Below are 26,258 nucleotides of genomic sequence, written 5' to 3' on the forward strand. Positions count from 1 at the left end.
TAGTAAGTTAGACAACTTCGCAAGGTGTCGAGATGGCCGAAGCTGCCGAGCAGACCGAACGAAATCGCTGGATGAGCCTGCTGGCCAAGGCCCCGGCCGAGGAAGTCACCCAGCGCTGGGAGGCCCTCGGGGGCGACCCGGAATTCACCGTCCTGCGCGCGCCCGAAGTGGGCGGGGTCATGGTGCGCGGCCGCGCCGGCGCCACCGGTGCGCCTTTCAACCTTGGCGAGATGACGGTCACGCGATGTTCGGTCCGGCTGTCCTGCGGCACCGTCGGCCATGCCTACGTGCAGGGGCGCGACAAGGGCCACGCGCGGCGCGCGGCGCTGGCAGACGCGCTGATGCAGACGGATCGCGCCGGCGAGGTGCGCGCGGCGCTTCTTGCCCCGATCGAGGCCTTGCTCGACGGTCGCCGGCAGGCACGCGCCGCGCGTGCGGCGGCGACGAAGGTCGATTTCTTCACCATGGCGCGGGGAGAGGACTGATGCACGCACAGGCCCTCGAGGGCGGTTTCACGGATGCGCCGACGCAGGCCGCGCAAGCCTTCCGTGCGGCGATGTCGGCCATGGCCCGGCCCGGTCGCATCGAATCCGCGGACGGCGTGGCGCCGCCCGCCCCGGTATCACCGGCGGCGGGTGCGCTTCTGTTGACGCTGTGCGACCCGGAGACGCCCTTGCACCTTGCCGGCGACCACGACACGCCGGAAGTGCGCGACTGGGTCACCTTCCACGCGGGCGCCCCGCTGGTCGGCGCGGAGGCGGCGCAGTTCGCGCTTGGCACCTGGGCGGCGGTCGCGCCGCTGGACGTCTACGCCATCGGCACGCCGGAATACCCCGACCGGTCCGCCACGCTGATCGTGGAGGTGGCGCACCTCGTGGCCGAGGGCGCCCGGCTGACCGGGCCGGGCCTTTGCGGTGCCGCCGAACTGTCGCTGCCCGAGACGGAAGCTTTCCGGCGGAACGCGGCGCTTTTTCCGCTGGGGCTGGATTTCTTCTTCACGCACGGCACGCGTTTGGCCGCGCTGCCGCGCACGACGCGGGTGGAGGGCACGTAATGTATGTGGCTGTGAAAGGCGGCGAGCGGGCGATCGACAACGCGCACGCGTGGCTGGCCGAGGAGCGCCGCGGCGACGCGGCGGTGGACGAGCTGACGCTTGACCAGATCCGCGAGCAGCTGGCGCTGACCGTGGCGCGCGTGATGGCCGAGGGGTCGCTCTATGACCCCGACCTTGCGGCGCTGGCGATCAAGCAGGCCCGCGGTGACTTGATCGAGGCGGTCTTTTTGGTGCGCGCCTATCGCACGACGCTGCCACGCTTCGGCGCGTCCGAGCCGGTGGATACCGGCGAAATGGCCTGCGACCGCCGGATCTCGGCCACCTTCAAGGACGCGCCGGGCGGCCAGGTGCTGGGCCCGACCTTCGACTACACGCACCGTCTGCTTGACTTCAAGCTGGCCGCAGACGGCGAGGCGCCCGCCACGCCGCAGGGCGAGGCCGGCGACGCAACGGCGCCGCACATCACCGCCTTTCTGGGCGACGAGGGGCTGATCCAGGATGAACCGGAAAGCGATGCGACCCCGCCGGACCTCACGCGTGAACCGATGGAACTGCCCGCAGACCGTCCACTGCGGCTTCAGGCGCTGACACGCGCCGACGAAGGGTTCCTGCTGGGCCTCGCCTATTCCACGCAGCGTGGCTACGCCCGCAACCACGCCTTCGTGGGCGAATTGCGCATCGGCGCAGTCGTCGTGGAAATGGAGATCCCCGAGTTGGGATTCGCCATCGAGCTGGGCGAGATCACCCTGACCGAGTGCGAAACCGTCAACCAGTTCACCGGCTCGAAGACCGAGCCGCCCCAGTTCACCCGCGGTTACGGCCTTGTCTTCGGGCAAACCGAGCGCAAGGCGATCTCGATGGCGCTGGTCGACCGGGCCCTGCGATGGAAGGAGCTGGGCGAGGACGACCAGGGCGCGCCGGCGCAGGACGAGGAATTCGTCCTGATGCATGCCGACAACATCCAGGCGACCGGGTTCCTCGAGCACATCAAGCTGCCCCACTACGTCGATTTCCAGTCGGAACTGGAACTCGTCCGCAAGCTGCGGCGCGCCGCGCAACGCGACGAGACGCCGCCCGAGGAGGCCGCCGAATGACCCGGCCCGGCGCGTTACTCGGCGGGAACCTTGGCCTCGGTGTCGGTCTCGGTGGTGGTGTCCTTGTCCATCCCGATGCCGGAATCGGGGAAGAAATGGCGCATGATCTTGCCGATCAGGGTGGCTGTGAAAATGACAAACAGCACGATGACAACTGCATGAATCATTGGTTCGGTCCCTTCTGTTCCGTCAATTGCGAAGGGCATGGCTACGCGAGGAAGAGGGCGAGACGATGACGTTCGAGGGCGAAAACATGTCCCTCCAAGGGAGAAAACACGACGCGGCCTACAACTTTGCCTATCTCGACGAGCAGACCAAGCGGATGATCCGCCGGGCCATACTCAAGGGGCTGGCGATTCCCGGTTACCAGGTGCCGTTCGCCAGCCGCGAGATGCCGATGCCCTACGGCTGGGGAACGGGCGGGGTGCAGGTGTCCGCCGCGACGCTGACACCGGACGACACGTTGAAGGTGATCGACCAGGGCGCCGACGACACGACCAACGCGGTCTCGATCCGCAAGTTCTTCGAGCGCACCGCCGGCGTTGCCACGACCGAGGCCACCGACGCCGCCACGGTGATCCAGACGCGCCACCGCATTCCCGAGGCACCGCTGACCGAGGACCAGGTTCTGGTCTACCAGGTGCCGATCCCCGAGCCGCTGCGCTTTCTCGAGCCGCGCGAGACCGAGACGCGCAAGATGCACAGCCTGGGCGAATACGGGCTGATGCACGTCAAGCTCTACGAGGACATCAGCCGCCACGGCGCGATCGCGACATCCTATGCCTACCCGGTGAAGGTCGAGGGCGGCTACGTGATGGACCCGTCGCCGATCCCGAAGTTCGACAACCCCAAGCTGTCGGATTGTCCCGCGATCCAGCTGTTCGGCGCGGGCCGCGAACAGCGCATCTATGCCCTGCCACCCTACACCCGGGTCGCCAGCCTGGATTTCGAGGATCACCCGTTCGAACCGTCGAAGGCCGACCACCCCTGCGACCTGTGCGGGTCACAGGGCAGTTACCTCGACGAGGTCATCACCGACGACCGGGGCGGGCGCATCTTCGTCTGCTCGGACACCGATTATTGCCGCACCCGCCGCGAGGCCGGCCATACGGGGCCGCAGGGTGCGCCGGACGCGGAGGCCCGCTCATGACGACACCGCTTCTCCAGGTCAGGGGCATCACGAAGTTCTACGGCGCGCGCACCGGGTGCCGCGATGTCGGGTTCGACCTCCACCCGGGTGAGGTCATGGGAATTGTCGGGGAGAGCGGATCGGGTAAATCCACGCTCCTCGGCTGCCTCGCCGGCCAGTTGGCTCCTGATGCCGGCGAGGTTCTTTTCGACACCCGCGAGGCCGGCCCGCGCGACACGCTGACGATGACCGAGCCGGAGCGGCGGATGCTGGCGCGCACCGACTGGGCCTTCGTGCACCAGCAGGCCCGCGACGGGCTGCGCATGGGTGTCAGCGCGGGCGGCAACGTGGGCGAACGGCTGATGGCCGTCGGCGCGCGGCATTACGGCGACATCCGCGCGCAGGCCGTGGATTGGCTGGGCCGCGTGGAGATTCCCGACGACCGTGTGGACGACCGGCCCACGGCCTTTTCGGGCGGCATGCAGCAGCGGCTGCAGATCGCGCGCAACCTCGTGACGGGTCCGCGGCTGGTGTTCATGGACGAACCGACAGGCGGGCTGGATGTCAGCGTGCAGGCGCGGCTGCTGGACCTGTTGCGCGGGCTGGTGCGAGAAATGGGGCTGTCGGCCGTGATCGTGACACATGACCTTGCCGTCGTACGCCTGCTGGCGGACCGGTTGATGGTGATGAAGGACGGCAATGTCGTCGAGGCCGGGTTGACCGACCAGGTGCTCGACGACCCGCAGCACGGGTACACGCAGCTTCTGGTTTCCTCGGTGCTTCAGGTCTAGGGTCCGGAGATGATCCAGAGCTTCCACCCAGATCAGGATGGCGGGCTGACCCGGGAAGCCGGCCTCGTCGGCACGGCGCCGTGGATCGACCTCAGCGACCCGGACGCCGCGGATCTGGCACGTGCCGGGGAACGGCTGGGCCTTGATCTGCCGTCGCGCGCGGACATGGAGGAAATCGAGCTGTCCAGCCGGCTGTACAGGCGTGGCGAGGTCGATTACATGACCCTCGTGCTGCCCGCGCTGGTCGACAGCGAGGCGCACGAAGTGGCGCCCGTCACCTTCGTTCTGTCGGCGCGGCAACTCGTCACGATCCGCTACCACGCGCCGCGGGCTTTCCGCACATATCCGGCGCAGGCCGAGCAAAGCCCTTTCGACACCGGCTCGGCGCGCGAGATCCTTTTCGGGCTGTTCGACGAGAGCATCGACCGCCTCGCCGATATCCTCGAGATCACCGACGCGCGCATCGAAAGCGGTTCGCGCGGGCTGTTCAGAACCGAGGGCGAGCGGCAGGTGCACGACCTGCGCACGGCACTGTCCATGCTGGGGCAGGCGGGCACGCTGCTGTCGGACGTGCGCAACAGCCTTGTCACGATCGAGCGGGCGCTGGGGTTCATCGACCGGCGGGAAACGCATTCGGACTCCGGCCAGGCCCGGCGTTCCATCGACCTTCTGGTCAGCGACGTGAATTCCCTGTCCGAACACGCGGGCTTCCTGACGCAGAAGCTGAGCCTGATCCTGGACACGGTGTTCGGGCTGACCACGATCGAACAGAACGCAAGCAGCAAGACCTTTTCCCTGGTGGCGGTCCTGTTCCTGCCGCCCACGCTGATCGCGGCGGTGTTCGGCATGAACTTCGCGCTGATGCCCTGGATCGACTGGCGCTGGGGATTCGTCGCCGCGCTGGGCACCATGGGGCTGTCGTCGCTGCTGTCCTATCTCTATTTCAAGTGGAAAAACCTGTTATGACCCTGTATCCCTTCATCCGGCTCGAAGGCGTTTCGAAATCCTTCACCCTGCACAACCAGGGCAGTGCGGTGATCCCGGTCATGGACGGGGCGGGGTTGGAGGTCGCAGCCGGCGAATGCGTTGCGCTCACCGGTGAATCCGGGGCGGGCAAGTCCACGCTGATGCGCATGGTCTACGGCAACTACCTCAGCCAGGCGGGACGCATCGTCATCGGCGACCTGGATATCGTGCGGGCCGAACCGCGCGAGATCCTCCGGTTGCGTCGCCATACGCTAGGGTATGTCAGCCAGTTCCTGCGGGTTGTCCCGCGTGTGCCCACGCTGGAGGTGGTGGCCGAGCCGCTGCTTGCGGTCGGCACCCCGCGCGAGGCCGCGCTGCACCGCGCGCGAGAGCTGCTGACGCGGCTGAACCTGCCACAGCGGCTGTGGGCGCTCAGCCCGACGACCTTCTCGGGTGGCGAGCAGCAACGCGTCAATATCGCCCGCGGCTTCGCGCATGCCTATCCCGCCCTTCTGCTGGATGAGCCCACGGCGAGCCTGGACGCCGCCAACCGCGACACCGTGCTGACACTGATCGAGGAAGCCAAGGCCCGCGGCGCGGCCATTCTCGGCATCTTCCACGACACGCAGGCGCGTGCCCGGATCTGCGACCGCGAGGTCGACGTCTCGGCCTTCACGCCGAGGGCGGCGTGAGCGCCGGGCGCTTGATCGGTGTGGTCGGCCCCTCGGGCGTGGGCAAGGACACGGTCATGACCGCGCTGGTCGAGGCCTGTCCGCGGCTCGAGATCGCCCCGCGGGTCATCACGCGCCCCGCCGACGCGGGCGGCGAGGCATTCGAGGGCGTGTCGGAGGCCGAGTTCCTGGCCCGGCGCGCATCGGGCGCGTTCCTCCTGAACTGGCAGGCCCACGGGTTGCGCTACGGCGTGCCGGTGACGGTTCTGGACCGGCTTGCCGCGGGCCGGGACGTGCTGGTCAACCTGTCGCGGTGCGTGCTGCCGGACGCCGCCGAAAGGGCCGAGGCGTTCGTGGTGCTCTCGCTCACCGCCCCGCCAAAGGCACTGGCCCGGCGCCTGGCGGCGCGCGGCCGGGAAAGCGAGGCCGACGTCGCCGCGCGTCTGGCGCGCGCCGACATGATGCTGCCCGACGTGCCGGCGCCCGTCATCGAGGTGTCCAACGACGGGCCGGTGTCCGAAACGGTGGCCGAGGTGCTGGCGCGCCTTTATCCCGCCGAGACGCCGGAGAAGGCATGACTGCGCAGCAGGTGGAAATACCCGTCCGTGTCCTCGCCCATCAGGCTGAGCCCGTCGACGACGAAGGGCGCCGGCAGGATCGGTGCGAGGCGCGGGGCCAGCGCGGCGTGCACGGCTTCGCGGTCGGTGCGGGGCAGCTTGCCGGTGAGCGTGATGTGGAAGCGGAATTCCTCCATCACGTACGGATAGCCCCACCGGACCAGAAGGGCCTCCTGTCCGGGGCTCAGCCCGGCGGCGCGGCGGCGGTCAAGCTCCGCCTCGTCCGGCGGCGCCCGGAACGCATCGAGCGCGCGCACGGCCCCGGCCGCCATGGCGTTCAGCGCCGCCGTCTCGCCGTGCGGCACCAGCGCCAGGAACCCGCCCAGCCGCGCGATCTCCAGCCCGGCGAGCGTCACCGGGGGCTGTTGCGCGCAGAAGGCGGCCAGCGCCGCGTCCAGCGCTTCGGCGGTGTGGTCCCGGGCGAGGCTGAACGGTGGTTTCACGGTGGCGTGCAGCCCGTAGCGGCGCGGCGTTTCGGTGATCACCTCGACCGGACGGGGCAGCCCGGGCACGGCCGGCTGGGCCACGCAACGACCCTCTGCCGGGTCCCAGCCCAGCCACGCCGCCCCGAAGGCCGCGAGCGGCCCGGGCGGCGGCGTGTAATAGACGGCGTATCTTTCGAATCGCATGGTGCCTCCGGGCGCCGCCTTTCCATTGCCAAGACAGCGTGACTTTCACATGACACAGGAAACCGTCCTCGCCAACGCGACACTCGTTCTGTCCGATGACTGCCTGACCGGCACGCTGGTACTGCGCGACGGCCGGATCGCGGCCGTGGAGCCCGGCGCGGGCGTGCCCGCCGGTGCCGTGGACTGCGGCGGCGATTACGTGGCCCCGGGGCTGATCGAGCTGCACACCGACAATCTCGAGCGGCACATCCAGCCGCGCCCCAAGGTGGACTGGCCCCACGACGCGGCGATGCTGGCCCATGACGCGGAACTGGCCAGCACCGGGATCACCACCGTCTTCGACGCGATGCGCGTGGGCTCGATCCCCAGCGGCAAGGGCCGCTACACCGCCTATGCCCGCCAGCTGGCCAGCGAACTTCTGGCGCTGCGGGCCGCCGACGCGCTGAAGATCAGCCATTTCCTGCACCTGCGCGCCGAGGTCTGCTCGGAAACCCTGACCGAGGAAATGGCCGCGTTCGGCGAAGCCGACCGCGTGGGCATCGTCAGCCTGATGGACCACACGCCGGGCCAGCGTCAGTTCCGCGACATCACCAAGCTGGAGGCCTACGTGAAGGGCAAGCTGGGGCTGTCGGACGCGGAATTCGCCGAGCATGTCGCGCAGCTCAAGGCGTTGCGCGCGGCCCACGGCGATGCCCACGAGGCGGCGGCCGTGGCCGAGGCCGCGCGATACGGTGCCGTATTGGCCAGCCACGACGACACCACCGAGGCGCAGGTCGAGACCTCGGCGGGATACGGCGTCCGCATGGCCGAGTTCCCGACCACGGCCGAGGCCGCGCAAGCCTGCCACGACCGTGGCATCGCCGTCATCATGGGGGCGCCCAACCTGATACGGGGCGGGTCGCATTCGGGCAACGTGGCCGCGCAGGACCTGGCCGAGGCTGGGCTGCTCGACATCCTTTCGTCGGATTACGTGCCCTCGGCGCTGCTGCTGGGCGCGGTGCGGCTGGGGCGGCTCTGGGGCGACATGGCGCGCGGGCTGGGTACCGTCACGCGCGCGCCGGCCGAAAGCGTCGGGCTGGCCGACCGCGGCGTTCTGGCGCCGGGCAGGCGCGCGGACGTGATCCGGTTCACCCTGCGCGGCGAGGGGCCGGCGTTGCGCGGGGTCTGGGCGCGGGGCCACCGCGTGGGGTAAGTCGGGCGCTTTGACAGCCTGCGCGGCCGGTTCCATAACACACTCCGAAACGACCGGAGACCGCCCGTGACCCAGACACCCCGCCGCCTGTTCGACATCCCCGCGCCGCCCGACCTGCCGGTCGCCGGCGACGACCGGGTCTTTCCCGTCCGGCGCATCTTCTGCGTGGGCCGCAACTATGCCGCCCATGCCGCCGAGATGGGCAATACCGTGGACCGCGATGCGCCGTTCTATTTCACCAAATCGGCGCATGCGCTGTGCCTGTCGGGCAGCACGGTGGCCTACCCGCCCGGCACGTCCGATTGCCATCACGAGATGGAGCTGGTCGTCGCGCTGGGCGCCTCCGCGTTCGCGGTGGACACGGGGGGCGCGATGGCGGCGGTCTGGGGCTATGCCTGCGGCATCGACCTGACCCGCCGCGATCTTCAGGCCGCGGCCAAGGACAAGCGCCGTCCGTGGGACACCGGCAAGGATTTCGAGAACGCGGCCATCGTGGGCGCGCTCACGCCCGCGGGCGCGTTCGGCGCGCCCGGCGCGCAGGCGATCACGCTCGACCTCGACGGGCGGCGGGTGCAGAACGCCCGCCTGTCCGAGATGGTCTGGAGCGTGCCCGAAATCGTCGCGGACCTGTCGCGGCTCTATCACCTGCAGCCCGGCGACCTGATCTTCACCGGGACACCCGCAGGCGTCGGCCCGGTGCAGCCGGGCAGCCGCCTGCGCGGGGAGATCACCGGCCTGGCGCCTGTCGAACTGGAGATCGGCCCGTCGGAACAACCGCCCGGTTGACCTGGGTCAAGGTTGCGGCACCCCAACATATGCAAACAGCGATATGTGAACAGCCAAGGAGACAGGGCATGACCGACCCCGCGCCGCGCCGGCTCGAGAATTTCCCGGTGACCTTTTTCGCCGTGGTCATGGGCATGACGGGCTTCGCGCTCGCGTTGCACGCGGCAGAGGTGGGGCTGGGGCTGACGGCGGTCATGTCGACGTCGGTTTACGTCCTGTCGGTCGCGCTGTTCTTGCTGATCGCGGCTGTCTACCTCGTCAAGTTCGCCCGGCATCCGCGCGCCGTGGCCGGCGAATGGCATCACCCCGTCAAGCTGGCGTTCTTTCCGGCGATCTCGATCTCGCTGCTGTTGCTGGCCACGGCGACGCTGCCGCGCGACACGGTGGCCGCCGAGGCGCTGTGGCTCGCTGGTGGCGCGTTGCAGGTCATCCTGACGGTCGCGGTCGTGTCGGGATGGATCGGGGCGCGGTCGTTCCTGCACGGGCACCTTTCACCGGCCTGGTTCATTCCGGCTGTGGGCAACGTGATCGTGCCGGTCGCGGGGGTGCCGCTGGGCTACCCCGAGGTCAGCTGGTTCTTCATGTCCGCAGGGCTGATCTTCTGGGTCGTGCTTCTGACGCTGGTGATGAACCGGCTGATCTTCCACGACCCGCTGCCGGGACGCCTGCAGCCGACGCTGGTGATCCTGATCGCGCCGCCGGCGGTGGCCTATCTGGCCTGGCTCAAGCTGGTGGGCGAACCGGGCGCGTTCGGGCGCATTCTTCTCAATGGGGCCTATCTGTTCACCCTGATCGTGGCCGTGCAACTGCCGAGGATCGTGAAACTGCCTTTCGCGATGTCGTTCTGGGCGCTCAGCTTTCCATTTGCAGCCGTGACCATCGCCAGCTTTGCGCACGCGGGTGCGACCGGCGCGGAAGCGTACCTTTGGCTGGGTGTCGGGTTGCTCGCCGTGCTGGCAGTGATCATCGCGGCACTGGTGCTGCGCACCCTGGCGGCGATACGGGCCGGCGAGATCTGCCAGCCGGAGTAAGGCGCGTCCCGCCACCGGCCCCCCACCGCGCGTCAGTCCGGGGCAAACCGGTCGGTGTTGCGCGAAACGACGATGGCGATCGTCGCGACCGGAATCGCCGCCGTGGCCAGGAACATCGTCCCGGCCCCGGCGGCATCCGAGAGGAACCCCGCCGCCACCGGCCCCAGCACGCTGCCCGCGGCAACGGCGATGAGCGCGGCGGTGAAACTGCGTGCGGGCATTTCAGGGAACAGCCGCTCCGACCAGAAGGACAGGATGGCGCTCATCACCATCACGAAGGCGCCCTGCAGGCCGGCCGAGATCACCACGCCGCCCCCAGGCCGTCGGTGAGAGGGCAACGAGGCCGAGCGAGACCGAGGAGGCCAGCATAAGCAGGCGCAGCAGCCGGGCCAGCCCGATCGCGGTCGCGGCGAAGCCGGCGGCAGGGAGTTTCCAGAAAGGGGCCATCGCCAGTCTTCGTCCGGGGCCGATCCGCACCGACCCGACATGACACCGAAGCGCGCGGCGTCAACCCGCCATGGCCTTGGCCCGGGGCCACGCGCCCGGCAGCGGTTTGACCTGCCGGGTCGTCGCATTTTTCAGCCGCTCAGCCCAGAAGGCGGCGGGCGATGACCTGTGCCTGTATCTCGGCGGCGCCTTCGAAGATGTTGAGGATGCGCGCGTCGCACAGCACCCGGCTGATCGGGTATTCCAGCGCGAAACCGTTGCCGCCGTGGATCTGCAGCCCGTTGTCGGCCGCTGCCCAGGCCACGCGGGCGCCCAGCAGCTTGGCCATGCCGGCCTCGAGGTCGCAGCGGTGGCCGTTGTCCTTTTCCCACGCGCTGAAATAGGTCAGCTGACGGGCAACCATGATCTCCACGGCCATCATCGCCAGCTTGCCCGACACGCGCGGGAAGTCGATCAGCGCCTTGCCGAACTGCTTGCGCTCCTGCGCGTACTGCATCGCGATGTCCAGCGCCGACTGCGCCACCCCCACGGCACGCGCGGCGGTCTGGATGCGGGCGCTTTCGAAGGTTTCCATGAGCTGCTTGAAGCCCTTTCCCTCTTCGCCCCCGAGCAGGTTCTCGCCCTTGACCCGGAAGTTGTCGAAGCTCAGCTCGTATTCCTTCATTCCGCGGTAGCCGAGCACCTCGATCTCGCCGCCGGTCATGCCATCGGTGGGGAAGGGGGCCTCGTCGCTGCCCGGCTCCTTCTCGGCCAGGAACATGGACAGGCCGCGGTGATCGGTGCTTTCGGGATCGGTGCGCGCCAGAAGCGTCATGACATGCGTGCGCGCGGCGTGCGTGATCCATGTCTTGTTGCCGGTCACCCGGTAATCCTCGCCGTCCTTCACGGCGCGGGTGCGCAGCGCGCCGAGGTCCGAGCCGGTGTTGGGCTCGGTGAACACGGCGGTGGGCAGCGTTTCGCCCGCGGCCAGCCGGGGCAGCCATTTCTCCTTCTGCGCCTCGGTGCCGCCGGCGATGATCAGCTCGGCCGCGATCTCCGACCGGGTGCCCAGGCTGCCCACGCCGATGTAGCCTCGGCTCAGTTCCTCGGACACCACGCACATCGAGGCCTTCGACATGCCCAATCCACCGTATTCCTCGGGGATGGTCAGGCCGAACACGCCCATCTCGGACAACTCCTTGATGATCTCCATCGGGATAAGCGCGTCATCGAGATGCCACTGGTGCGCGTGGGGGGCCACCCGGTCGACCGAGAAGCGGCGGAACTGTTCGCGGACCATCTCCAGTTCCTCGTCGAGGCCGGTGTGCCCCACGGTGACCTCGGCGCTGCGCTCCTGCATCAGCTCGACGAGGCGGGTGCGCGCGGCTTGCGTGTTGCCGTCACGGATCAGCGTCGCCACCGGCGCGGTCATCATCGCCGCGGCGTCCGCATGATCGAGGCCGAGATCGTGCAGGCGCAGGATCTCGCCCTGGTTCATCGGGATGCCGCCCTGGATCTGGGCGAGGTATTCGCCGAAGGCGATCTGGTGGATTAGCTGTTCGACGTCACCGAATCCGCCCGTTTCGTGCAGGCGCTCGGCCCAGGCCTGCATCTGGCGCAGCGCTTCGACACAGGTCGCCAGCCACGCCAGCCCGTGCGCGGCGGTCTGGTTGGCCTCGACGGCACGGCCCGAGACGCGCCCGTCGACGGTAACGGCGGTGCGCAGGGTCTCGCGCGCCTTGTCCAGCACTTCCTGTGCCGGCGCGATGGTCTCGCCCGTCAGTTTCAGAAGATCGTCGAGAACGATGGGATTTGCCGAGAGGGCGTCCTGTCCGTCGTGAGCCATGAATCACATCCTTTTCCTGTCGGGCCTTTCCTAGCCATTTTGCAGGTGCAGCGCAACAAAGATGCCCTTTGGGTTGGCCCATTGATTGAATATTGCGCGCCCAAATTTTGCAGTGCAGCGTCCGGCCCGGGCCGCTATCACCGCGGCATGGAGATGGTGTGGGACATAGGGCCGCCGGGCATCTGGGCAATTGCCGTCGGGGTGGCCTTGCTGGCCGGGCTGGTCAAGGGGGTCGTGGGCTTTGCCATGCCCATGGTGCTGATTTCCGGGCTGGGCACCGTGGTGTCGCCGGAACTGGCGCTGGCGGGCCTGATCATGCCCACGCTGGTCACGAACGGCTGGCAGGCGCTGCGGCAGGGGCCGCGCGCCGCGCTGGCCTCGATCCGCCGGTTCCGCGTGTTCCTGCTGGCCGGGATGGTGTGCCTGGCCGTCAGTGCGCAGCTTTTCCGGATCCTGCCGGAAGCCGCGCTTCTGGTGCTGATCGGCGTGCCGGTCACGGCCTTCGCATTGATCCAGCTGGCCGGTGTGCCGATGCGCCTGCCCGGTCGGCCGCGGCCGGCCACCGAGGCGGCTGTGGGCGGCTTCGCCGGCTTCGTCGGTGGCGTGTCGGGTGTCTGGGGGCCGCCCACCGTCGCGCTGCTCACCGCGCTGGACACGCCCAAGGTCGAGCAGATGCGCGTTCAGGGGGTCATCTATGGCCTCGGGGCGGTGGCCCTGATGGTGGCGCACCTGGGCTCGGGCGTGCTGCGGGCCGACACGCTGCCGCTGTCGTTGGCGCTGGTGCTGCCGGCGCTGGCCGGCATGGCCGCGGGGTTCGCGATCCAGGACCGGATCGACCAGCGCGCCTTTCGCCGCGCCACGCTCGCGGTGCTGCTGATCGCGGGGCTGAACCTTTTGCGCCGCGCCCTGGTGGCCTGAGCGGCCCTGTCCCGCTATGCTTTCCATGATCCCTCAAAACGAAGGAAAAGGACGTATGGAAAACGAGATCATCACACGTGTATACGGCGCGGCCACGGCCGAGGAGCAGGAAGCGACCTATGACGAGTGGGCGGCGAACTACGAACGCGACCTGTTCGCGATGGGGTATCGCGGGCCGGCCGCCGCGGCGGCGGCCTTTGCCCATTTCGTGCCGCGCGACGCCGGCCCGGTGCTGGATGCCGGCTGCGGCGGCGGCGTGCAGGCCGAACCGCTGGCACAGCTGGGTTACGGGCCGATCACCGGCGTCGATCTGTCCGACGGCATGCTGTCGGTCGCGCGTGCCAAGGGCATCTACGCCGCGTTGCACCGCATGGCGCTGGGCGGCGGGCTGGACCTTCCGCGGGATCACTTCGGCGGCGTGATATCGGTCGGCACGATCACCGAGGGCCATGCGCCGCCCGAAAGCTTCGACGATCTGGTCGCCGTCACCCGTCCGGGCGGAATGGTCGTGGTGTCCCTGCGCTGTGACGCGCAGATCAGTGAGGGGTATGCGCAAGCTCATGAACGGCTGGAACGCGACGGCGCGTGGCGCACGCTGTTCCGGTCGGAACCCTATGCCGTCATGCCCTATGGCGAACCCGAGGTCATGGCGCGCACGCATGTCTGGGAAGTGCTTTGAGCCGGATCAACCGCCGGCGCCGCCTCGGCCGGTCTCGGCAAGCATCCGGTCCACCCAGGCCATGAAACCCGCCATCCGGTCGTCCAGCCACATGCGCCCCGTGTTGACCGTTCCGACGTAGGACTCCAGCGGTCCCGCGATCTGGGGCACTTGCTCGGCGATCCAGGGGGCGTACACGTAGACGCCCGCGAGGATCAGAGCCACGAGGACGACCAGCCAGAAGCCCGCGCGGAACCCGCCGCGGGCCGGGGCGGCTGACTCCGCGGCGAAATCGTCATGCTCGGCATGCGCCCCTGCGCCGCGGGACGGGGCTTCGTCCAGTTCGGGGCCGATCTCGTCGATCTCGGGCAACAGGCCGCGCCGCCGTGCGCTGGCGGTTTCGTCGTCTTGCGGGGCGGTGTGGCTGGCGTCGGGCGCTCCCTCGTCTTCACCCCTGAGCCGCGACATGCGTTCGCGGGCCTGGCGGGCGCGGCGTTCCGTTTCGTCGGCTTCCCCGGACAGGCCGAGGTCCGGTTGGCTTTCGAGGCCGCCGCTCTCGGCGGCGCGGGCCTGCTGTTCGCGCCGTGCCTCCTCGCGCAGGACATCGGCCACCGCCGGGTCGAGGTCACGGCGCCGTGCCGGCCGATCCGCCGAACTGGCGGGGCCATCGTCCTCGTCGCCTTCGGGCGGGGCGATTTCGGGGTTTTCCCAGCTGTCGACGGGCTCCTCGTCTTCCTCGGGACGGTGGTCGGGATGGGTGAAATACCAGGTCTGGCCGCAGTTCGAGCACTGCACGTCGCGCCCCGGCATCGGGATGACCTCGTCGGGCACCTCGTAGCGCGCCCCGCAGTTCGGGCAAGTCAGCCTCATATCTTCACCTGTCGCCTGGCATCCATGCCGTCATTGCGCCCATCTGCGCCATGATAGTTCGTAACCGCTTGGCGTGAAAGTGCAAAGGATCGGCGCGCACGGCGATTGCAAGACCGGGCGGCCTGAGGCATGAAGAGACGACGGTGCAAGGGGGCGGCGGTGATCGAGCTGGAGAACGTGGCCTACAGTTACGGCGGCGGGGAACTTCTCAGCGAGATATCCCTCACGCTGCAGCCGGGGTCGTTCCATTTCCTCACGGGGCCCTCGGGCGCTGGAAAGACCACGCTGCTCAAGCTGTGCTACGGTGCCCTGGTGCCCACCGCGGGGCACCTGAGCCTGTTCGAAACCGAGGTGCGCAGCATGACCCGCGACGACATCGCGCTTGCGCGGCGGCGTATCGGGGTGGTGCACCAGGACTGCCAGTTCCTCGATCACCTGCCCGTCGCCGACAATATCGCGCTGCCGTTGACAGTCTCGGGGCGCGATACCCTCGAACAGGAATCCAACCTCAAGGAGCTGACCGCCTGGGTGGGCCTGAGCCATCGCGCGCACGCGTTTCCGCCGGAACTTTCGGGCGGCGAACGCCAGCGCGCTGCACTGGCGCGTGCCGTCATCATGTCGCCGGACGTGGTGCTTGCGGATGAGCCCACCGGCAACGTCGACTGGGAGATGTCGCTGCGCCTGCTGCACCTGCTGGCAGAACTCAACCGGATGGGAAAGACGATCATGATCGCCACGCACGACCTCGCCCTGATCCGCGCGGCCAAGACGCAGGTGCAGGCGCGGGTGCTGCGCATTTCCAACCGGCGGCTTCAACTCGCGGGGGCGGACCTTTGAGCCGGGAAACGCGCGGCGCATTCGCGATAGTGGCCGGCGACGCACAGGCCGACCGGGTGGTGCCGCCGACGGGCTTCACCGCCTGGCTGACCCTGTTCAGCGCGGCCGCCATGGCGTTCCTTGCGGTTTTCGCAGTGGCGCTGGCCCTGGCAACGGGCCGGCTGGCCGATCGCTGGAGCGAGGAGCTTGCGCGCACCTCCACCGTGCGCATCTCGGCGCCCGAAGGGCAGATGGCCGCGCAGACCGAGGCCGCGCTGAAAGTGCTGCGCACCACCGAAGGCGTCAAGAGCGCGCGCGCCCTGAGCGACACCGAGCAGCGCGAGCTTCTCGAGCCCTGGTTCGGTCCCGACGTGCCGGTGGAGGCGCTGCCGATCCCGCGACTTATCGAGATCGTCGAGACCGGGGAGGGCTACGACCCGCAGGGCCTTCGCCTGCGGCTGTCCGCCGAGGTTCCCGGGGCGGTGCTGGACGATCACACCCGCTGGCGCCGCCCGCTCGTGCGCGCGGCCGGCCGGCTGCGGTTCCTGGGCTGGGTCTCGCTGGCGCTGATCGGCGGCGCGACCGCGGCGATGATCACGCTGGCCGCCCGCGCCGCCCTGGCCGCCAACAGCCAGGTCATCAGCGTGCTGCGGCTGGTGGGCGCACGGGACAGTTACATTGCGCAGGCCTTCGTGCGGCGTTTCACGCTGCGTGCCCTCACCGGTGCGGCGGTCGGCGCCGCGCTGGGCGTCGTGGCCATCCTGCTGCTGCCCCGCGCGCAGGCGGAGGGCGGCTTTCTGACGGGGTTGGGGTTCCAGGGCGTGCATTGGCTATGGCCCCTGGCCGTGCCGCCGCTGGCGGCGCTCGTGGGCTATGTCGCGACCCGGGCAGCCGCGCTGGGCACGCTGAGGGATCTGCCATGAGCGGGGCGTGGCAATGGACACGCTCGGCCGTTTTCGTGGGACAGATGTATGCCGCGATGGGCATAATGGGGCTGGCGTTCCTGCCGTGGGCGCTGGCCTCGCGGCGCGGGGCGCAGACGGCGGCGCATCTCTGGTGCCGCTGGGTGCGATGGACGGCGCGCTGGATGGTGGGCCTGCGCACCGAAGTCCGGGGCACCCCGCCCGTCGACGAGGTGCTGGTCGCCGCCAAGCACCAGTCGTTCCTCGACATAATCCTGATCTTCGGCGCGGTGCCGGCGGGCAAGTTCATCATGAAGCGCGAACTGATGTGGGCGCCGGTGATCGGGCAATACGCGTTGCGCATCGGTTGCGTGCCCGTCGACCGCGGCAAGCGCAGCGCCGCGATCAAGCAGATGGTGCGTGACGTGGCCAAGGGTCGCCAGCAGCCCGGCCAGCTCATCATCTATCCGCAGGGCACGCGGATTTCCCCCGGCGTGCAGGCCCCGTACAAGGTGGGCACCGGCGTGCTCTACGAGGAACTCGGGCAGGATTGCGTGCCGGTGGCGACGAATGTCGGATTGTTCTGGCCGCGAAAGGGCATTCGCCGCAAGCCGGGTCTGGCGGTGGTGGAGTTCCTGCCGCGCATCGAGGCTGGCCTTCCCAAGAGGGATTTCATGACGCGGCTCGAACGGGATGTCGAGGCGCGGTCGGACGCGCTTGCGGCAGAGGCCGCGGGCGCGATGCCGAGCGCTATTTCAGGGTCTCCGTGATGCGCCGCTCAATGCGCGCGTTCGCCCCGCGCGCGATCCAGCCCATGCCCGGCCGGCGTCCGATGGCCGCGATCAGCGGATCGGTCACGCCGAACCGTCTGAACCGCCACCGCCACTTGCCCCGCGTATGATCGAGCCAGAGCAACGATCTGGTCGCCAATCCCGGAGCGACGCGGGGGGCTCCGCTGGGGGCGTAGCCGCGGGCTTCGAGAAGCGGGCCGACGCGGGACTCGATCAACCCGACCTCGCGCGCCGAGAGCTTGTTGCGCCACTGCGCGGTGAGCGCGGTGTCGGGCAGGTCGTAGGTGGAGCGTTCCGGATAGCTCAGGAAGCGCGCGTCGTAATCCACGCCGAACAGGGCGGCGGCCTCGCGTAGCGTGGCCTCGGGCCGTTCGAGCAGCCGTTCGTAGTGCAGTTCCTTGACCGGCCGACCACCCAGCGACGGCGCTGTCGCGTCCCAGTCACGTTCGGTGTCGATCCAGCTCCGGACGCCGTAATAGCTGTTCCCGGCCAGGCCTATTCCGATCGCGGAACGTGCAACGTCGCGCGGGTCGCGGACCAGGTGCAGCACGGGCGCGCGGTTGGGAAGAAGCTCTAGCAGCCGTCCGAGGTGGCGGTGCAGGATCAGCACCAGCGGCCCCTCGTGGCCCGCCCGAAGCGCTGTCGTCATCTCCGCGAAGGCCCGCCGGGCCCCGGTCGTGGTGGGAAGGGCGATCCCCGCCGCCCGAAAGATGCGGTCGGCCGCGAGCCCGTCGAGGTCGTAGTGCGCCCCGCCTCGCCCGTCAGGGCGCAGGTGGTCGACCAGGAAGTCCGACTCACCGGGCGCCGCGATCCTCGGATGGCCCTCGAGCATCAGCCGGAACAGGGTCGTCCCCGAGCGCAGCGCGCCGAAGACCACGCAGATCTCCGCCTCCGGTTCGTTCCTCGTCGGCTCGGTCACGCCGCGCGCTCCTTGACGCTGGGGCGGGGGGACGACATCGGAGGCTTCAGGCGTGGATCGGCCCGTCACCGCAGGCAAGCGCGGCTTCGCGCACCGCTTCGGAATAGGTCGGATGCGCGTGGCAGGTCAACGCCACGTCCTCGGCCGCAGCCCCGAATTCCATCGCCACGCAGATCTCGTGGACGAGATCGCCGGCCATCGGGCCGATGATGTGCGCCCCCAGGATCCGGTCGGTTTCCTTGTCGGCGAGGATCTTGACGAAACCGTCCGAGGCGAAGTTCGCCTTGGCCCGACCGTTGCCCATGAACATGAACTTGCCCACCTTGTAGGCGCGCCCCTGCTCCTTCAGCGACTCCTCGGTCTCGCCGACGGCGGCCACTTCGGGGTGGGTGTAGATGACGCTGGGGATGACGCCGTAGTTGACGTGGCCCGCCTTGCCCGCGATGACCTCTGCCGCGGCCATGCCCTCGTCTTCGGCCTTGTGCGCGAGCATCGGCCCTTCGATCGCGTCGCCGATGGCGTAGATGCCCTCGACGTTGGTCTGCCAGTGGGCGTCCGTCTTGATCTGGCCGCGGTCCGTCGTCTCCACGCCGAGTGCCTCGAGCCCCAGCCCGTCGGTATAGGGCTTGCGGCCGGTGGCCACCAGCACGACGTCGGCGTCGAGCTGGTGTTCGCTGTCGTCCTTGCGCAGGGTATAGTTGACCTTGGCCTTGGTCTTGAGCTTGTCCACCGACTGGACGGCGGCCCCCATCACGAAGTCCAGGCCCTGTTTCTTCAGGAGTTTCTGGAAGTTCTTCTGCACCTCCCCGTCCATGCCCGGCGTGACGTGGTCGAGGAATTCCACCACCGTCACCTGGCTGCCGAGGCGGGAATAGACGCTGCCCAGTTCCAGGCCGATCACGCCCGCGCCGATCACGACCATCTTCTTGGGGATCTTGGGCAATTCCAGCGCGCCGGTGGAGGTCACGACGGTCTTCTCGTCGATCTCGACGCCGGGCAGGCTGCTGGCCTCGGACCCGCTTGCGATGATGATGTTGCGCGCCTCGTGGGTTTCCTCGCCGACCTTGACCTTTCCGGCCTCGGGGATCGTTCCCCAGCCCTTGAGCCAGTCGATCTTGTTCTTCTTGAACAGGAACTCGATGCCCTTGGTGTTCTGGCCGATCGTGTCGTCCTTGTAGGCCAGCATCTGGGTCCAGTCGACCGACGGGCTCTTGCCCTTCAGGCCCATCTTGGCAAAGTTGTGCTCGGCCTCGTGCAGCTGGTGCGAGGCGTGCAGCAGCGCCTTGGAGGGGATGCAGCCCACGTTCAGGCAGGTGCCGCCCAGCGTCTCGCGCCCCTCGGCGCAGGCGGTCTTGAGCCCCAGCTGGGCGCAGCGGATGGCGGCCACGTAGCCCCCGGGGCCCGAGCCGATGACGATCACGTCGTAACTTGCCATTTCGGTCTCCTTAACTCAGTGCCGGCGTCGGCGCCCGGCCAGTATAACGTCGGTGCGGCGTCGGTCGATGGCCGGTTTGGCCAAATCGGATATCTCGGGCGCGGGCATCACGTCACCGCGACGCCCAGCATCAGGACGGTGGCCAGGAACCCCACGGCCCAGATGACCGAGCGCCACGGCACCCAGCCGAAGGCATAGGCCGGCACATAGAGCACCCGCGCGCCCAGGTAGGTCCAGGCGCAGCCCGCGGTGAACCCGGTGGACTGCCCCGACAGCGTGACCACCACGCAGGCGATGGTGAACAGGACCAGCGCCTCGAAGTGGTTGTTCAGCGCGCGGTAGAGCCGCCCGGTGCGCACCGAGACCTGTTCGGTCAACGGCCTGCCCAGCCGCTCGGGGTCGCGGGGCGACAGCGTCTTGCCCGGCCCGAGTTCGAGGTTCGCCGGCACCGACAGCAGGACGTACTGCACCACCTGCAGCAGCGCGGCGAGGGCAAGAACCGTGAGTTCCGGCGTCATAGCGTCTCCAGCAGGTGATGGGCCGACGGCCCGCGGCCGAGGTCGCGTTCCTTTTCCACCCAGGCCCTGGCGCGGTCGGTGTCGTTCACGTCGAACAGCGCCCAGTGCGCGCCGTTGCCCTCGCGCCAGAGCTGGAGCTGGGTCAGGCCGGCGGCCGCGCGGTCCTCCGCCTCGGCGTCGAACGCGTCGCGGTCGAAATGGTCGTAGCGGAGGAGGAGTTGGGTGGTCATGGGGATATCCGGTGCGATGGGATGCGGGCGGGGGGCGGGGTGCCCCCGCCCCGAGTGCTGCGTCTTTCCAGTTGGCGGCGGGGGGCGCCCTGCCGTGGGTGTAGGGTGGGGGTCCACCCCACCGATCACAGATCCATCAGCAGTCGCCGCGGGTCCTCAAGCGCCTCCTTGACGCGCACGAGGAAGGTCACGGCGCCCTTTCCGTCCACGATGCGGTGGTCGTAGCTCAGCGCCAGGTACATCATCGGGCGTGCCTTGATCTCGCCGTCCACCACCATCGGGCGCTGCTGGATCTTGTGCATGCCCAGGATCCCCGACTGCGGCGGGTTCAGGATCGGCGAGCTCATCAGCGAGCCGTAGACCCCGCCGTTGGAGATCGTGAAGGTGCCGCCCTGCATCTCGGCCATGGAAAGCTTGCCGTCGCGGGCGCGCTGGCCCTTCTCGGCGATGGCCTTCTCGATGGCGGCGAAGGACATCGAATCCGCGTCGCGGATCACCGGCACCACGAGGCCCTGCGGCGTGCCGGTGGCGATGCCGACGTGCGCGAAGTTCTTGTAGACGATGTCGTCGCCGTCGATCTCGGCGTTGACCTCGGGCACCTCCCTGAGGGCGTGGCAGCACGCCTTGGTGAAGAACGACATGAAGCCCAGCTTGACCCCGTGCTTCTTCTCGAACTCGCCCTTGTAGGCGTTGCGCAGGTCCATGACCGCGGTCATGTCCACCTCGTTGTAGGTGGTCAGCATCGCGGCGGTGTTCTGGGCGTCCTTGAGCCGCTTGGCGATGGTGCGGCGCAGGCGGGTCATCTTGACCCGTTCCTCGCGGCCCTCGTCCTCGGCCGGGACGGGCGCGCGCGGCGTGGAGGCGGGCTCGGGTGCCGGGGCCTGCGCCGACGAAGGCTGGGCACCTCCGCCCTTGCCGGCCTTGGCCACGTCCTCCTTCATCACCCGGCCGTCCCGGCCGGTGCCTTGCACGTCGTCGGCGCTCAGCCCCTTCTCGGCCATTGCCTTCCTGGCCGAGGGCGCATCCTCGACATCCGCCGCCTTCGCGGCTCCGCCGGGTTCGGCGGCCGCGGGTTCGGGGCGTTCGGCCGGAGTGATGGTGCCGTCGGCCGACCCCGAGAGCACGGCGATCTTCGCGTCCGGCTGCACCGTGGTGCCTTCCTCGGCCAGGATCTCGGTCAGGACGCCGGCGGCGGGGCTCGGCACCTCGACCGAGACCTTGTCGGTTTCCAGCTCGCACAGCATCTCGTCCTGGCTGACGCTGTCGCCCACCGCCTTGAACCAGGTGGAAACCGTCGCCTCGGTCACCGACTCGCCCAGCGTGGGCACGGTGACGTCGACGCTGCCGTCGCTGCCGTCGCCGGTGCTGCCGGCCGGTTGCGCCGGGGCCTCGTCCTTTTGCGACCCGCCCGGGGCCGCGGCGGCGCCCTCGCCCTCGGTGATGGTGGCAAGCAGGGCGTCGACTCCGACGGTCTCGCCTTCGCCGGCGACGATCTCTCCCATGGTGCCGGCGGCGGGGCTTGGCACCTCGACCGTGACCTTGTCGGTTTCCAGCTCGCACAGCATCTCGTCGGCGGCGACGGAATCGCCGGGTTGCTTGAACCAGGTCGCGACCGTGGCCTCGGTCACGGATTCGCCCAGCGTGGGCACGCGGACTTCTGTCGTCATCTGTTATTTCCCCTCGATCGTCAGCGCGGCATTCACCAGCGCTGCTTGTTGTTCCTTGTGCTGCGCGGCCAGGCCCGTGGCGGGCGAGGCGGCCGCGGGGCGTCCGACGTAGCGCGGCCGCGTATGGCGGGCCTTGATGCGGGTGAGCACCCATTCAAGGTTCGGCTCGACGAAGGTCCAGGCACCCTGGTTCTTGGGTTCCTCCTGGCACCAGACCACCTCGGCCTGCTTGAAGCGCTCCATTTCCTTGACCATCGACATGGCCGGGAACGGGTAATACTGCTCGATCCGCATCAGGTAGACGTCGTCGAGCCCGCGGTTGTCGCGTTCCTCGAGCAGGTCGTAGTAGACCTTGCCGGAACAGATGACCACGCGGCGGATCTCGTCGTCGGGCTTGAGCTCCAGGTCGGAAACGCCCTGCTGCGCATCGTCCCACAGCACCCTGTGGAAGCTCGAGCCGGTGGTGAACTCCTCGGCGCGGCTGACCGCCATCTTGTGGCGCAGCAGCGACTTCGGGGTCATCAGGATCAGCGGCTTGCGGAATGTCCGGTGCAGCTGCCGGCGCAGGATGTGGAAGTAGTTGGCCGGCGTGGTGCAGTTGGCGACGATCCAGTTGTCGCCGCCGCACATCGTCAGGAACCGTTCGAGCCGCGCGCTCGAGTGCTCCGGCCCCTGGCCCTCGTAGCCGTGCGGCAGCAGGCAGACCAGTCCCGACATGCGCAGCCACTTGGACTCGCCCGAGCTGACGAACTGGTCGAACATGATCTGCGCGCCGTTGGCGAAATCGCCGAACTGGGCTTCCCACAGCGTCAGCGCGTTGGGTTCGGCGAGGCTGTAGCCATATTCGAACCCGAGCACGGCGTATTCGCTGAGCATGGAGTCGATCACCTCGTAGCGCGACTGGCCCTCGCGGATGTGATTGAGGGGGAAGTAGCGCTCCTCGGTTTCCTGGTTGATCAGGGCCGAGTGCCGTTGGCTGAACGTGCCGCGCGTGCTGTCCTGGCCGGACAGGCGGACCGGGTAGCCCTCGAGCTGCAGCGAGCCGAAGGCGAGCGCCTCGGCCGTGGCCCAGTCGAAGCCCTCTCCGCTCTCGAACATCTTCGCCTTCGCCTCGAGAAGCCGGCCCACCGTCTTGTGCAGGGCGAAGCCCTCGGGCGCCGTGGTGATCGCCTTGCCGATCTCCTGAAGCGTCTCGGGCTTGATGGCCGTCTGGCCGCGCTGGTAGTCCTCGTCCTTGCGGTCGAGATGCGACCACTTGCCGTCCAGCCAGTCGGCCTTGTTGGGCTTGTAGTCCTTGCCCGCCTCGAATTCGTCGGCGAGGAAGGACTGGAACTTGGCCTTCATGTCCTCGATCTCGCCCTCGGGAAGCAGGCCGTCCTTGACCAGGCGCTCGGTATAGAGCGACAGCGTCGTCTTCTGCTGCTTGATCTTCTTGTACATCAGGGGATTGGTGAACATCGGTTCATCCCCCTCGTTGTGGCCGAACCGACGATAGCAGAACATGTCGATCACCACGTCCTTGTGGAACTTCTGCCGGAACTCGGTGGCCACCTTGGCGGCGTGCACCACCGCCTCGGGGTCGTCGCCGTTGACGTGGAAGATCGGCGCCTCGACCATCAGCGCGATGTCGGTGGGGTAGGGCGAGGAGCGCGAGAAGTGCGGCGCGGTGGTGAAGCCGATCTGGTTGTTGACCACGATGTGGATCGTTCCGCCCGTGCGGTGCCCCTTCAGGCCCGAAAGGCCGAAGCACTCGGCCACCACGCCCTGGCCGGCGAAGGCCGCATCGCCGTGCAGCAGCACCGACAGGACCTTGGTGCGGTCATGGTCCTTCCACTGGTCCTGCTTGGCGCGGACCTTGCCGATCACCACCGGGTTCACCGCTTCCAGGTGGCTGGGGTTGGCCGTCAGCGACAGGTGGACGGAGTTTCCGTCGAACTCTCGGTCCGACGAGGCGCCCAGATGGTATTTCACGTCGCCCGAGCCGTCCACGTCCTCGGGCTTGAAGCTGCCGCCCTGGAACTCGTGGAAGATCGCGCGGTAGGGCTTGCCCATCACGTTGGCCAGCACGCTCAGGCGGCCACGGTGCGGCATGCCGATCACGACCTCCTTGAGCCCGAGGTTGCCACCGCGCTTGATGATCTGTTCCATCGCCGGGATCAGGCTTTCGCCGCCGTCCAGCCCGAAGCGCTTGGTGCCCATGTACTTGACGTGCAGGTATTTCTCGAAGCCTTCCGCCTCGACCAGCTTGTTGAGGATCGCCTTGCGGCCCTCCCGGGTGAACTTGATCTCCTTGTCGTAGCCCTCGATCCGTTCCTTCAGCCAGGTGGATTGCTCGGGGTCGGAGATGTGCATGTACTGCAGCGCGAAGGTGCCGCAGTAGGTCCGCTTGACGATTTCCAGGATCTCGCGGATCGAGGCGAGCTGAAGCCCCAGCACGTTGTCGATGAAAATGGGGCGGTCCATGTCCGCGTCGGTGAAGCCGTAGGACTTGGGGTCGAGCTCGGGCCGGTGGCCGTGGTCGCGCAGGCCAAGGGGATCGAGATTCGCGATCAGGTGGCCCCGGATCCGGTAGGCACGAATGAGCATCAACGCGCGGACGGAGTCGAGCACCGCGCGCTTGACCGACTCCTCGGTGAGTTCCACCCCCTTCTCCGAGGCCTTCTCGCGGATCTTGCGGCCGGCTTCCTCGGCCTCTGCCTGCGCGGGGTATTCGCCCGTGAGCGCACCGGTCAGGTCGTCTTCCGGGGTCGGCGGCCAGTCGGGGCGGGCCCACGACGGGCCGGCGGCTTCCTTCTTCACGTCCATCTCGCCGTCGCCGAGCTGGCGGAAGAAGTCGGCCCAGGCCTCGTCCACCGCCTTGGGGTCGTTGGCGTAGCGCGCGTAGAGCTGTTCCAGATACTGCGCGTTGGCCCCCTGCATGAACGAGGAGGCGTGGAACTGGTCGTTGGGGGATTGCTCGGTCATGTCTTTTCTCCCGGAGTGAGCGGCAGGACTCGGCTCAGCCCTGCGGGGGCGGGCCGTATTCGTTGGTCTCGGGCTGCGACGGCTGGACCAGCCAGTAGATGAAGAGGATCGTGACGACGATCTGCACGAGGCCCAGCAGACCCATCAGGCCGAAGCCGCCCATGCCGCCCTGCATGCCGCCGCCCATGCCGCCCTGCATGCCGCCGCCCATGCCGCCCGGGCCCATCGGCCCGGGCCCCGTCGCACCCATGACGACGGTGTTGAGCACCGCCAGGCCCACGGGAATGAAGATGTACCAGCCCGGCCGGCCGGTGTCCTGCAGCCGGCGGTAGCCCGCGGCGGTGACCGGCACGATCATCGCCAGCACGTAGAGGATGTAGAGCAGCCCGATCCCCAGCAGCGAGACCACCACCGCCCCGATCACGTAGGCCAGGATGAACCACCAGTACTCCGGGCGCGACGCGCGGCCCTTGAAGCTGGCGTATTTCTCCGTCAGGCACGTCTTGACGCTCGTCTGGAAATCCATGTCGTCTCCTCCCTCTACGCGCGGCGGCCCCTGCGCCGCCTCATGATACACCGCCGGCCCGTCACGCGGGCACACCCATGTTGTCCGGCATCGTTCGGGCCGGATCGTCACGGTACCCGCCTTTTTCGAACATCCATGCCAGTTCCTCGCGCACGGCATCCCGGCTGGGCCCGTCGTACCAGTCCTCGAGCGGCACCCGGCGGGGATGGTCGCCGCTCGACTTGGTCACGGGAAGGCGTGTCCGGCTCGTGTCGAGCCGAAGCCGGCGCGCGAGCGCTTCAAGGTCGTCTTGCAGATGTTCGGCGCGGATCAGCGTGTTCGGCACGAACCTGTCCTTGATGAAGACGACGCCGCGGTCGTTGTTGAACCGCCGCTCGCGCGCGAACCGACGGAAACGTGCGATCTCGGTGCCGATGTCGTCCGGCCGCGGCTTGTTGCGGTGCTGCCAGAAATACCCCGAAAGCACCTTGCGGAACGGGTTGCGAACCACCGATATCTTCTCGTAGCGCAACCAGACGTGCCACGGCAGCTGTTTTTTCACGCGCGCCGCCGCCTGGTGCGAAAACCACGTGTCGCGCAGGTCCGGGTCGGGCGGCGGCACGCGGCGTCCCTTGACGCCCAGGCGCTGTCCCACGATCCCGTGGCGCGTGACGATCGCCTCGCCCCATTCCTCCACCGGATGTCCGGGCGGGGTGCAGAAAGGCTGCAGGAACATCTCGACGGATGTGCCCGCCGTCTTGCGGGTCTTCAGGAAGATGAAGCCGTGATCGTAGCTGACCAGGGTCATGTCGTCCGCCGTTGTTCGCGTGTCG

At 68.6% G+C, this 26,258-nt stretch carries 29 protein-coding genes; 16 read left to right on the plus strand and 13 right to left on the minus strand.

Annotation, left to right across the window (positions count from 1 at the left end):
* The first annotated feature begins 32 nt into the window (after positions 1-32).
* The 3 genes from phnG to CEF10_RS01665 are packed head-to-tail and all read left to right on the plus strand — an operon-like array spanning position 33 to position 2,148.
* Positions 33-485 (plus strand): phosphonate C-P lyase system protein PhnG, encoded by a 453-nt coding sequence (gene phnG, locus CEF10_RS01655; protein WP_101065605.1) that lies wholly within the window; start codon positions 33-35, stop codon positions 483-485.
* Positions 485-1,054, plus strand: a complete 570-nt coding sequence (gene phnH, locus CEF10_RS01660; protein WP_101065606.1) for a phosphonate C-P lyase system protein PhnH — start codon at positions 485-487, stop codon at positions 1,052-1,054. Before phnG ends, phnH begins: the two co-directional genes overlap by 1 nt.
* The gene (locus CEF10_RS01665; RefSeq protein WP_101065607.1) at positions 1,054-2,148 is read left to right on the plus strand and encodes a carbon-phosphorus lyase complex subunit PhnI; all 1,095 of its coding nucleotides are present in this window, start codon (positions 1,054-1,056) and stop codon (positions 2,146-2,148) included. Before phnH ends, CEF10_RS01665 begins: the two co-directional genes overlap by 1 nt.
* Positions 2,149-2,162: 14 nt before the next feature.
* Here the strand turns inward: CEF10_RS01665 and CEF10_RS16790 are convergent, their stop codons facing one another.
* Entirely contained in the window at positions 2,163-2,315 is a 153-nt protein-coding gene (locus CEF10_RS16790; RefSeq protein WP_157932926.1) for a hypothetical protein, read from the minus strand.
* An 86-nt stretch (positions 2,316-2,401) separates the two neighbouring features.
* Here CEF10_RS16790 and CEF10_RS01670 point away from each other — a divergent pair, with 86 nt between their 5' ends.
* Genes CEF10_RS01670 through phnN form a run of 5 tightly spaced genes read left to right on the plus strand, consistent with a single transcriptional unit; the run spans position 2,402 to position 6,283 of the window.
* Entirely contained in the window at positions 2,402-3,298 is an 897-nt protein-coding gene (locus tag CEF10_RS01670; protein ID WP_101066036.1) for an alpha-D-ribose 1-methylphosphonate 5-phosphate C-P-lyase PhnJ, read from the plus strand.
* Entirely contained in the window at positions 3,295-4,068 is a 774-nt protein-coding gene (gene phnK / locus CEF10_RS01675; RefSeq protein ID WP_101065608.1) for a phosphonate C-P lyase system protein PhnK, read from the plus strand. The genes CEF10_RS01670 and phnK overlap by 4 nt, the downstream gene beginning before the upstream one ends.
* Before the next feature lie 9 nt (positions 4,069-4,077).
* On the plus strand, positions 4,078-5,034 hold the full coding sequence (locus CEF10_RS01680) for a CorA family divalent cation transporter (RefSeq protein WP_101065609.1): 957 nt from the start codon (positions 4,078-4,080) through the stop codon (positions 5,032-5,034).
* Positions 5,031-5,726, plus strand: coding sequence for a phosphonate C-P lyase system protein PhnL (gene phnL / locus CEF10_RS01685; protein WP_101065610.1), 696 nt, complete (start codon positions 5,031-5,033; stop codon positions 5,724-5,726). Before CEF10_RS01680 ends, phnL begins: the two co-directional genes overlap by 4 nt.
* Complete coding sequence (phnN, locus tag CEF10_RS01690) at positions 5,723-6,283, plus strand: phosphonate metabolism protein/1,5-bisphosphokinase (PRPP-forming) PhnN (protein ID WP_101065611.1); 561 nt, start codon at positions 5,723-5,725, stop codon at positions 6,281-6,283. The genes phnL and phnN overlap by 4 nt, the downstream gene beginning before the upstream one ends.
* Here the strand turns inward: phnN and CEF10_RS01695 are convergent.
* A complete protein-coding gene (locus CEF10_RS01695) occupies positions 6,253-6,951 on the minus strand; it encodes a DUF1045 domain-containing protein (RefSeq protein ID WP_101065612.1) in 699 nt (232 codons plus the stop codon). The two genes, phnN and CEF10_RS01695, sit on opposite strands and share 31 nt — an antisense overlap.
* Positions 6,952-7,000: 49 nt before the next feature.
* On the opposite strand from CEF10_RS01695, the gene CEF10_RS01700 reads away from it, so the two are divergent.
* The 3 genes from CEF10_RS01700 (at position 7,001) to CEF10_RS01710 (ending at position 9,960) form a co-directional block, all read left to right on the plus strand.
* On the plus strand, positions 7,001-8,143 hold the full coding sequence (locus CEF10_RS01700; RefSeq protein WP_101065613.1) for an alpha-D-ribose 1-methylphosphonate 5-triphosphate diphosphatase: 1,143 nt from the start codon (positions 7,001-7,003) through the stop codon (positions 8,141-8,143).
* 66 nt (positions 8,144-8,209) lie between these two features.
* Positions 8,210-8,929 (plus strand): fumarylacetoacetate hydrolase family protein, encoded by a 720-nt coding sequence (locus CEF10_RS01705; RefSeq protein WP_101065614.1) that lies wholly within the window; start codon positions 8,210-8,212, stop codon positions 8,927-8,929.
* A 68-nt stretch (positions 8,930-8,997) separates the two neighbouring features.
* Entirely contained in the window at positions 8,998-9,960 is a 963-nt protein-coding gene (locus tag CEF10_RS01710; protein WP_101065615.1) for an SLAC1 anion channel family protein, read from the plus strand.
* Between the two features lie 32 nt (positions 9,961-9,992).
* On the opposite strand, the gene CEF10_RS01715 is transcribed toward CEF10_RS01710, so the two are convergent.
* The gene (locus CEF10_RS01715) at positions 9,993-10,265 is read right to left on the minus strand and encodes a hypothetical protein (protein WP_157932927.1); all 273 of its coding nucleotides are present in this window, start codon (positions 10,263-10,265) and stop codon (positions 9,993-9,995) included.
* Between the two features lie 281 nt (positions 10,266-10,546).
* Positions 10,547-12,232: an acyl-CoA dehydrogenase family protein gene (locus CEF10_RS01720; protein ID WP_101065617.1), complete on the minus strand. Its 1,686-nt coding sequence runs from the start codon at positions 12,230-12,232 to the stop codon at positions 10,547-10,549.
* A gap of 147 nt (positions 12,233-12,379) precedes the next feature.
* Between CEF10_RS01720 and CEF10_RS01725 the strand changes: the two genes are divergently transcribed.
* On the plus strand, positions 12,380-13,150 hold the full coding sequence (locus CEF10_RS01725) for a sulfite exporter TauE/SafE family protein (RefSeq protein ID WP_101065618.1): 771 nt from the start codon (positions 12,380-12,382) through the stop codon (positions 13,148-13,150).
* A gap of 55 nt (positions 13,151-13,205) precedes the next feature.
* Positions 13,206-13,829 carry a class I SAM-dependent DNA methyltransferase gene (locus CEF10_RS01730; protein WP_157932928.1) on the plus strand — a complete coding sequence of 208 codons (624 nt, stop codon included), beginning with the start codon at positions 13,206-13,208 and terminating at the stop codon, positions 13,827-13,829.
* A gap of 6 nt (positions 13,830-13,835) precedes the next feature.
* On the opposite strand, the gene CEF10_RS01735 is transcribed toward CEF10_RS01730, so the two are convergent.
* Positions 13,836-14,678 (minus strand): zinc-ribbon domain-containing protein, encoded by an 843-nt coding sequence (locus tag CEF10_RS01735; protein WP_101065620.1) that lies wholly within the window; start codon positions 14,676-14,678, stop codon positions 13,836-13,838.
* 159 nt (positions 14,679-14,837) lie between these two features.
* Here CEF10_RS01735 and CEF10_RS01740 point away from each other — a divergent pair, with 159 nt between their 5' ends.
* The 3 genes from CEF10_RS01740 to CEF10_RS01750 are packed head-to-tail and all read left to right on the plus strand — an operon-like array spanning position 14,838 to position 17,166.
* Positions 14,838-15,515 carry a cell division ATP-binding protein FtsE gene (locus tag CEF10_RS01740; RefSeq protein WP_101065621.1) on the plus strand — a complete coding sequence of 226 codons (678 nt, stop codon included), beginning with the start codon at positions 14,838-14,840 and terminating at the stop codon, positions 15,513-15,515.
* Positions 15,512-16,417 (plus strand): cell division protein FtsX, encoded by a 906-nt coding sequence (locus CEF10_RS01745; RefSeq protein ID WP_101065622.1) that lies wholly within the window; start codon positions 15,512-15,514, stop codon positions 16,415-16,417. The genes CEF10_RS01740 and CEF10_RS01745 overlap by 4 nt, the downstream gene beginning before the upstream one ends.
* Complete coding sequence (locus CEF10_RS01750) at positions 16,414-17,166, plus strand: lysophospholipid acyltransferase family protein (protein WP_101065623.1); 753 nt, start codon at positions 16,414-16,416, stop codon at positions 17,164-17,166. The genes CEF10_RS01745 and CEF10_RS01750 overlap by 4 nt, the downstream gene beginning before the upstream one ends.
* On the opposite strand, the gene CEF10_RS01755 is transcribed toward CEF10_RS01750, so the two are convergent.
* The 8 genes from CEF10_RS01755 to CEF10_RS01790 all read right to left on the minus strand — a co-directional run bounded on the left by CEF10_RS01755 (position 17,147) and on the right by CEF10_RS01790 (position 26,233).
* Entirely contained in the window at positions 17,147-18,106 is a 960-nt protein-coding gene (locus CEF10_RS01755) for a sulfotransferase family protein (protein WP_101065624.1), read from the minus strand. The two genes, CEF10_RS01750 and CEF10_RS01755, sit on opposite strands and share 20 nt — an antisense overlap.
* 46 nt (positions 18,107-18,152) lie before the next feature.
* Positions 18,153-19,541, minus strand: coding sequence for a dihydrolipoyl dehydrogenase (gene lpdA, locus CEF10_RS01760; RefSeq protein ID WP_101065625.1), 1,389 nt, complete (start codon positions 19,539-19,541; stop codon positions 18,153-18,155).
* 107 nt (positions 19,542-19,648) lie between these two features.
* Positions 19,649-20,059 (minus strand): MAPEG family protein, encoded by a 411-nt coding sequence (locus CEF10_RS01765; protein ID WP_101065626.1) that lies wholly within the window; start codon positions 20,057-20,059, stop codon positions 19,649-19,651.
* Positions 20,056-20,289, minus strand: a complete 234-nt coding sequence (locus CEF10_RS01770; RefSeq protein WP_101065627.1) for a hypothetical protein — start codon at positions 20,287-20,289, stop codon at positions 20,056-20,058. Before CEF10_RS01770 ends, CEF10_RS01765 begins: the two co-directional genes overlap by 4 nt.
* Positions 20,290-20,414: 125 nt before the next feature.
* Positions 20,415-21,956, minus strand: coding sequence for a 2-oxoglutarate dehydrogenase complex dihydrolipoyllysine-residue succinyltransferase (gene odhB, locus CEF10_RS01775; RefSeq protein ID WP_101065628.1), 1,542 nt, complete (start codon positions 21,954-21,956; stop codon positions 20,415-20,417).
* A gap of 3 nt (positions 21,957-21,959) precedes the next feature.
* Positions 21,960-24,920 carry a 2-oxoglutarate dehydrogenase E1 component gene (locus tag CEF10_RS01780; protein ID WP_101065629.1) on the minus strand — a complete coding sequence of 987 codons (2,961 nt, stop codon included), beginning with the start codon at positions 24,918-24,920 and terminating at the stop codon, positions 21,960-21,962.
* Positions 24,921-24,954: 34 nt separating this feature from the next.
* On the minus strand, positions 24,955-25,446 hold the full coding sequence (locus tag CEF10_RS01785; protein ID WP_101065630.1) for a DUF805 domain-containing protein: 492 nt from the start codon (positions 25,444-25,446) through the stop codon (positions 24,955-24,957).
* Positions 25,447-25,507: 61 nt separating this feature from the next.
* Positions 25,508-26,233 carry a sulfotransferase family protein gene (locus tag CEF10_RS01790; protein ID WP_101065631.1) on the minus strand — a complete coding sequence of 242 codons (726 nt, stop codon included), beginning with the start codon at positions 26,231-26,233 and terminating at the stop codon, positions 25,508-25,510.
* Between the last annotated feature and the right edge of the window lie 25 nt (positions 26,234-26,258).

Origin of the sequence: Roseovarius salinarum (assembly GCF_002834145.1) — a bacterium.
GTDB lineage: Bacteria > Pseudomonadota > Alphaproteobacteria > Rhodobacterales > Rhodobacteraceae > Roseovarius > Roseovarius salinarum.

Coding starts and splice junctions, on each gene's coding strand:
- phnG (WP_101065605.1), top strand. CDS start 33: ATGGCCGAAGCTGCCGAGCAGACCGAACGAAATCGCTGGATGAGCCTG.
- phnH (WP_101065606.1), top strand. CDS start 485: ATGCACGCACAGGCCCTCGAGGGCGGTTTCACGGATGCGCCGACGCAG.
- CEF10_RS01665 (WP_101065607.1), top strand. CDS start 1,054: ATGTATGTGGCTGTGAAAGGCGGCGAGCGGGCGATCGACAACGCGCAC.
- CEF10_RS16790 (WP_157932926.1), bottom strand. CDS start 2,315: ATGATTCATGCAGTTGTCATCGTGCTGTTTGTCATTTTCACAGCCACC.
- CEF10_RS01670 (WP_101066036.1), top strand. CDS start 2,402: ATGTCCCTCCAAGGGAGAAAACACGACGCGGCCTACAACTTTGCCTAT.
- phnK (WP_101065608.1), top strand. CDS start 3,295: ATGACGACACCGCTTCTCCAGGTCAGGGGCATCACGAAGTTCTACGGC.
- CEF10_RS01680 (WP_101065609.1), top strand. CDS start 4,078: ATGATCCAGAGCTTCCACCCAGATCAGGATGGCGGGCTGACCCGGGAA.
- phnL (WP_101065610.1), top strand. CDS start 5,031: ATGACCCTGTATCCCTTCATCCGGCTCGAAGGCGTTTCGAAATCCTTC.
- CEF10_RS01695 (WP_101065612.1), bottom strand. CDS start 6,951: ATGCGATTCGAAAGATACGCCGTCTATTACACGCCGCCGCCCGGGCCG.
- CEF10_RS01700 (WP_101065613.1), top strand. CDS start 7,001: ATGACACAGGAAACCGTCCTCGCCAACGCGACACTCGTTCTGTCCGAT.
- CEF10_RS01710 (WP_101065615.1), top strand. CDS start 8,998: ATGACCGACCCCGCGCCGCGCCGGCTCGAGAATTTCCCGGTGACCTTT.
- CEF10_RS01720 (WP_101065617.1), bottom strand. CDS start 12,232: ATGGCTCACGACGGACAGGACGCCCTCTCGGCAAATCCCATCGTTCTC.
- CEF10_RS01725 (WP_101065618.1), top strand. CDS start 12,380: ATGGAGATGGTGTGGGACATAGGGCCGCCGGGCATCTGGGCAATTGCC.
- CEF10_RS01730 (WP_157932928.1), top strand. CDS start 13,206: ATGGAAAACGAGATCATCACACGTGTATACGGCGCGGCCACGGCCGAG.
- CEF10_RS01735 (WP_101065620.1), bottom strand. CDS start 14,678: ATGAGGCTGACTTGCCCGAACTGCGGGGCGCGCTACGAGGTGCCCGAC.
- CEF10_RS01750 (WP_101065623.1), top strand. CDS start 16,414: ATGAGCGGGGCGTGGCAATGGACACGCTCGGCCGTTTTCGTGGGACAG.
- lpdA (WP_101065625.1), bottom strand. CDS start 19,541: ATGGCAAGTTACGACGTGATCGTCATCGGCTCGGGCCCCGGGGGCTAC.
- CEF10_RS01765 (WP_101065626.1), bottom strand. CDS start 20,059: ATGACGCCGGAACTCACGGTTCTTGCCCTCGCCGCGCTGCTGCAGGTG.
- CEF10_RS01770 (WP_101065627.1), bottom strand. CDS start 20,289: ATGACCACCCAACTCCTCCTCCGCTACGACCATTTCGACCGCGACGCG.
- odhB (WP_101065628.1), bottom strand. CDS start 21,956: ATGACGACAGAAGTCCGCGTGCCCACGCTGGGCGAATCCGTGACCGAG.
- CEF10_RS01780 (WP_101065629.1), bottom strand. CDS start 24,920: ATGACCGAGCAATCCCCCAACGACCAGTTCCACGCCTCCTCGTTCATG.
- CEF10_RS01785 (WP_101065630.1), bottom strand. CDS start 25,446: ATGGATTTCCAGACGAGCGTCAAGACGTGCCTGACGGAGAAATACGCC.
- CEF10_RS01790 (WP_101065631.1), bottom strand. CDS start 26,233: ATGACCCTGGTCAGCTACGATCACGGCTTCATCTTCCTGAAGACCCGC.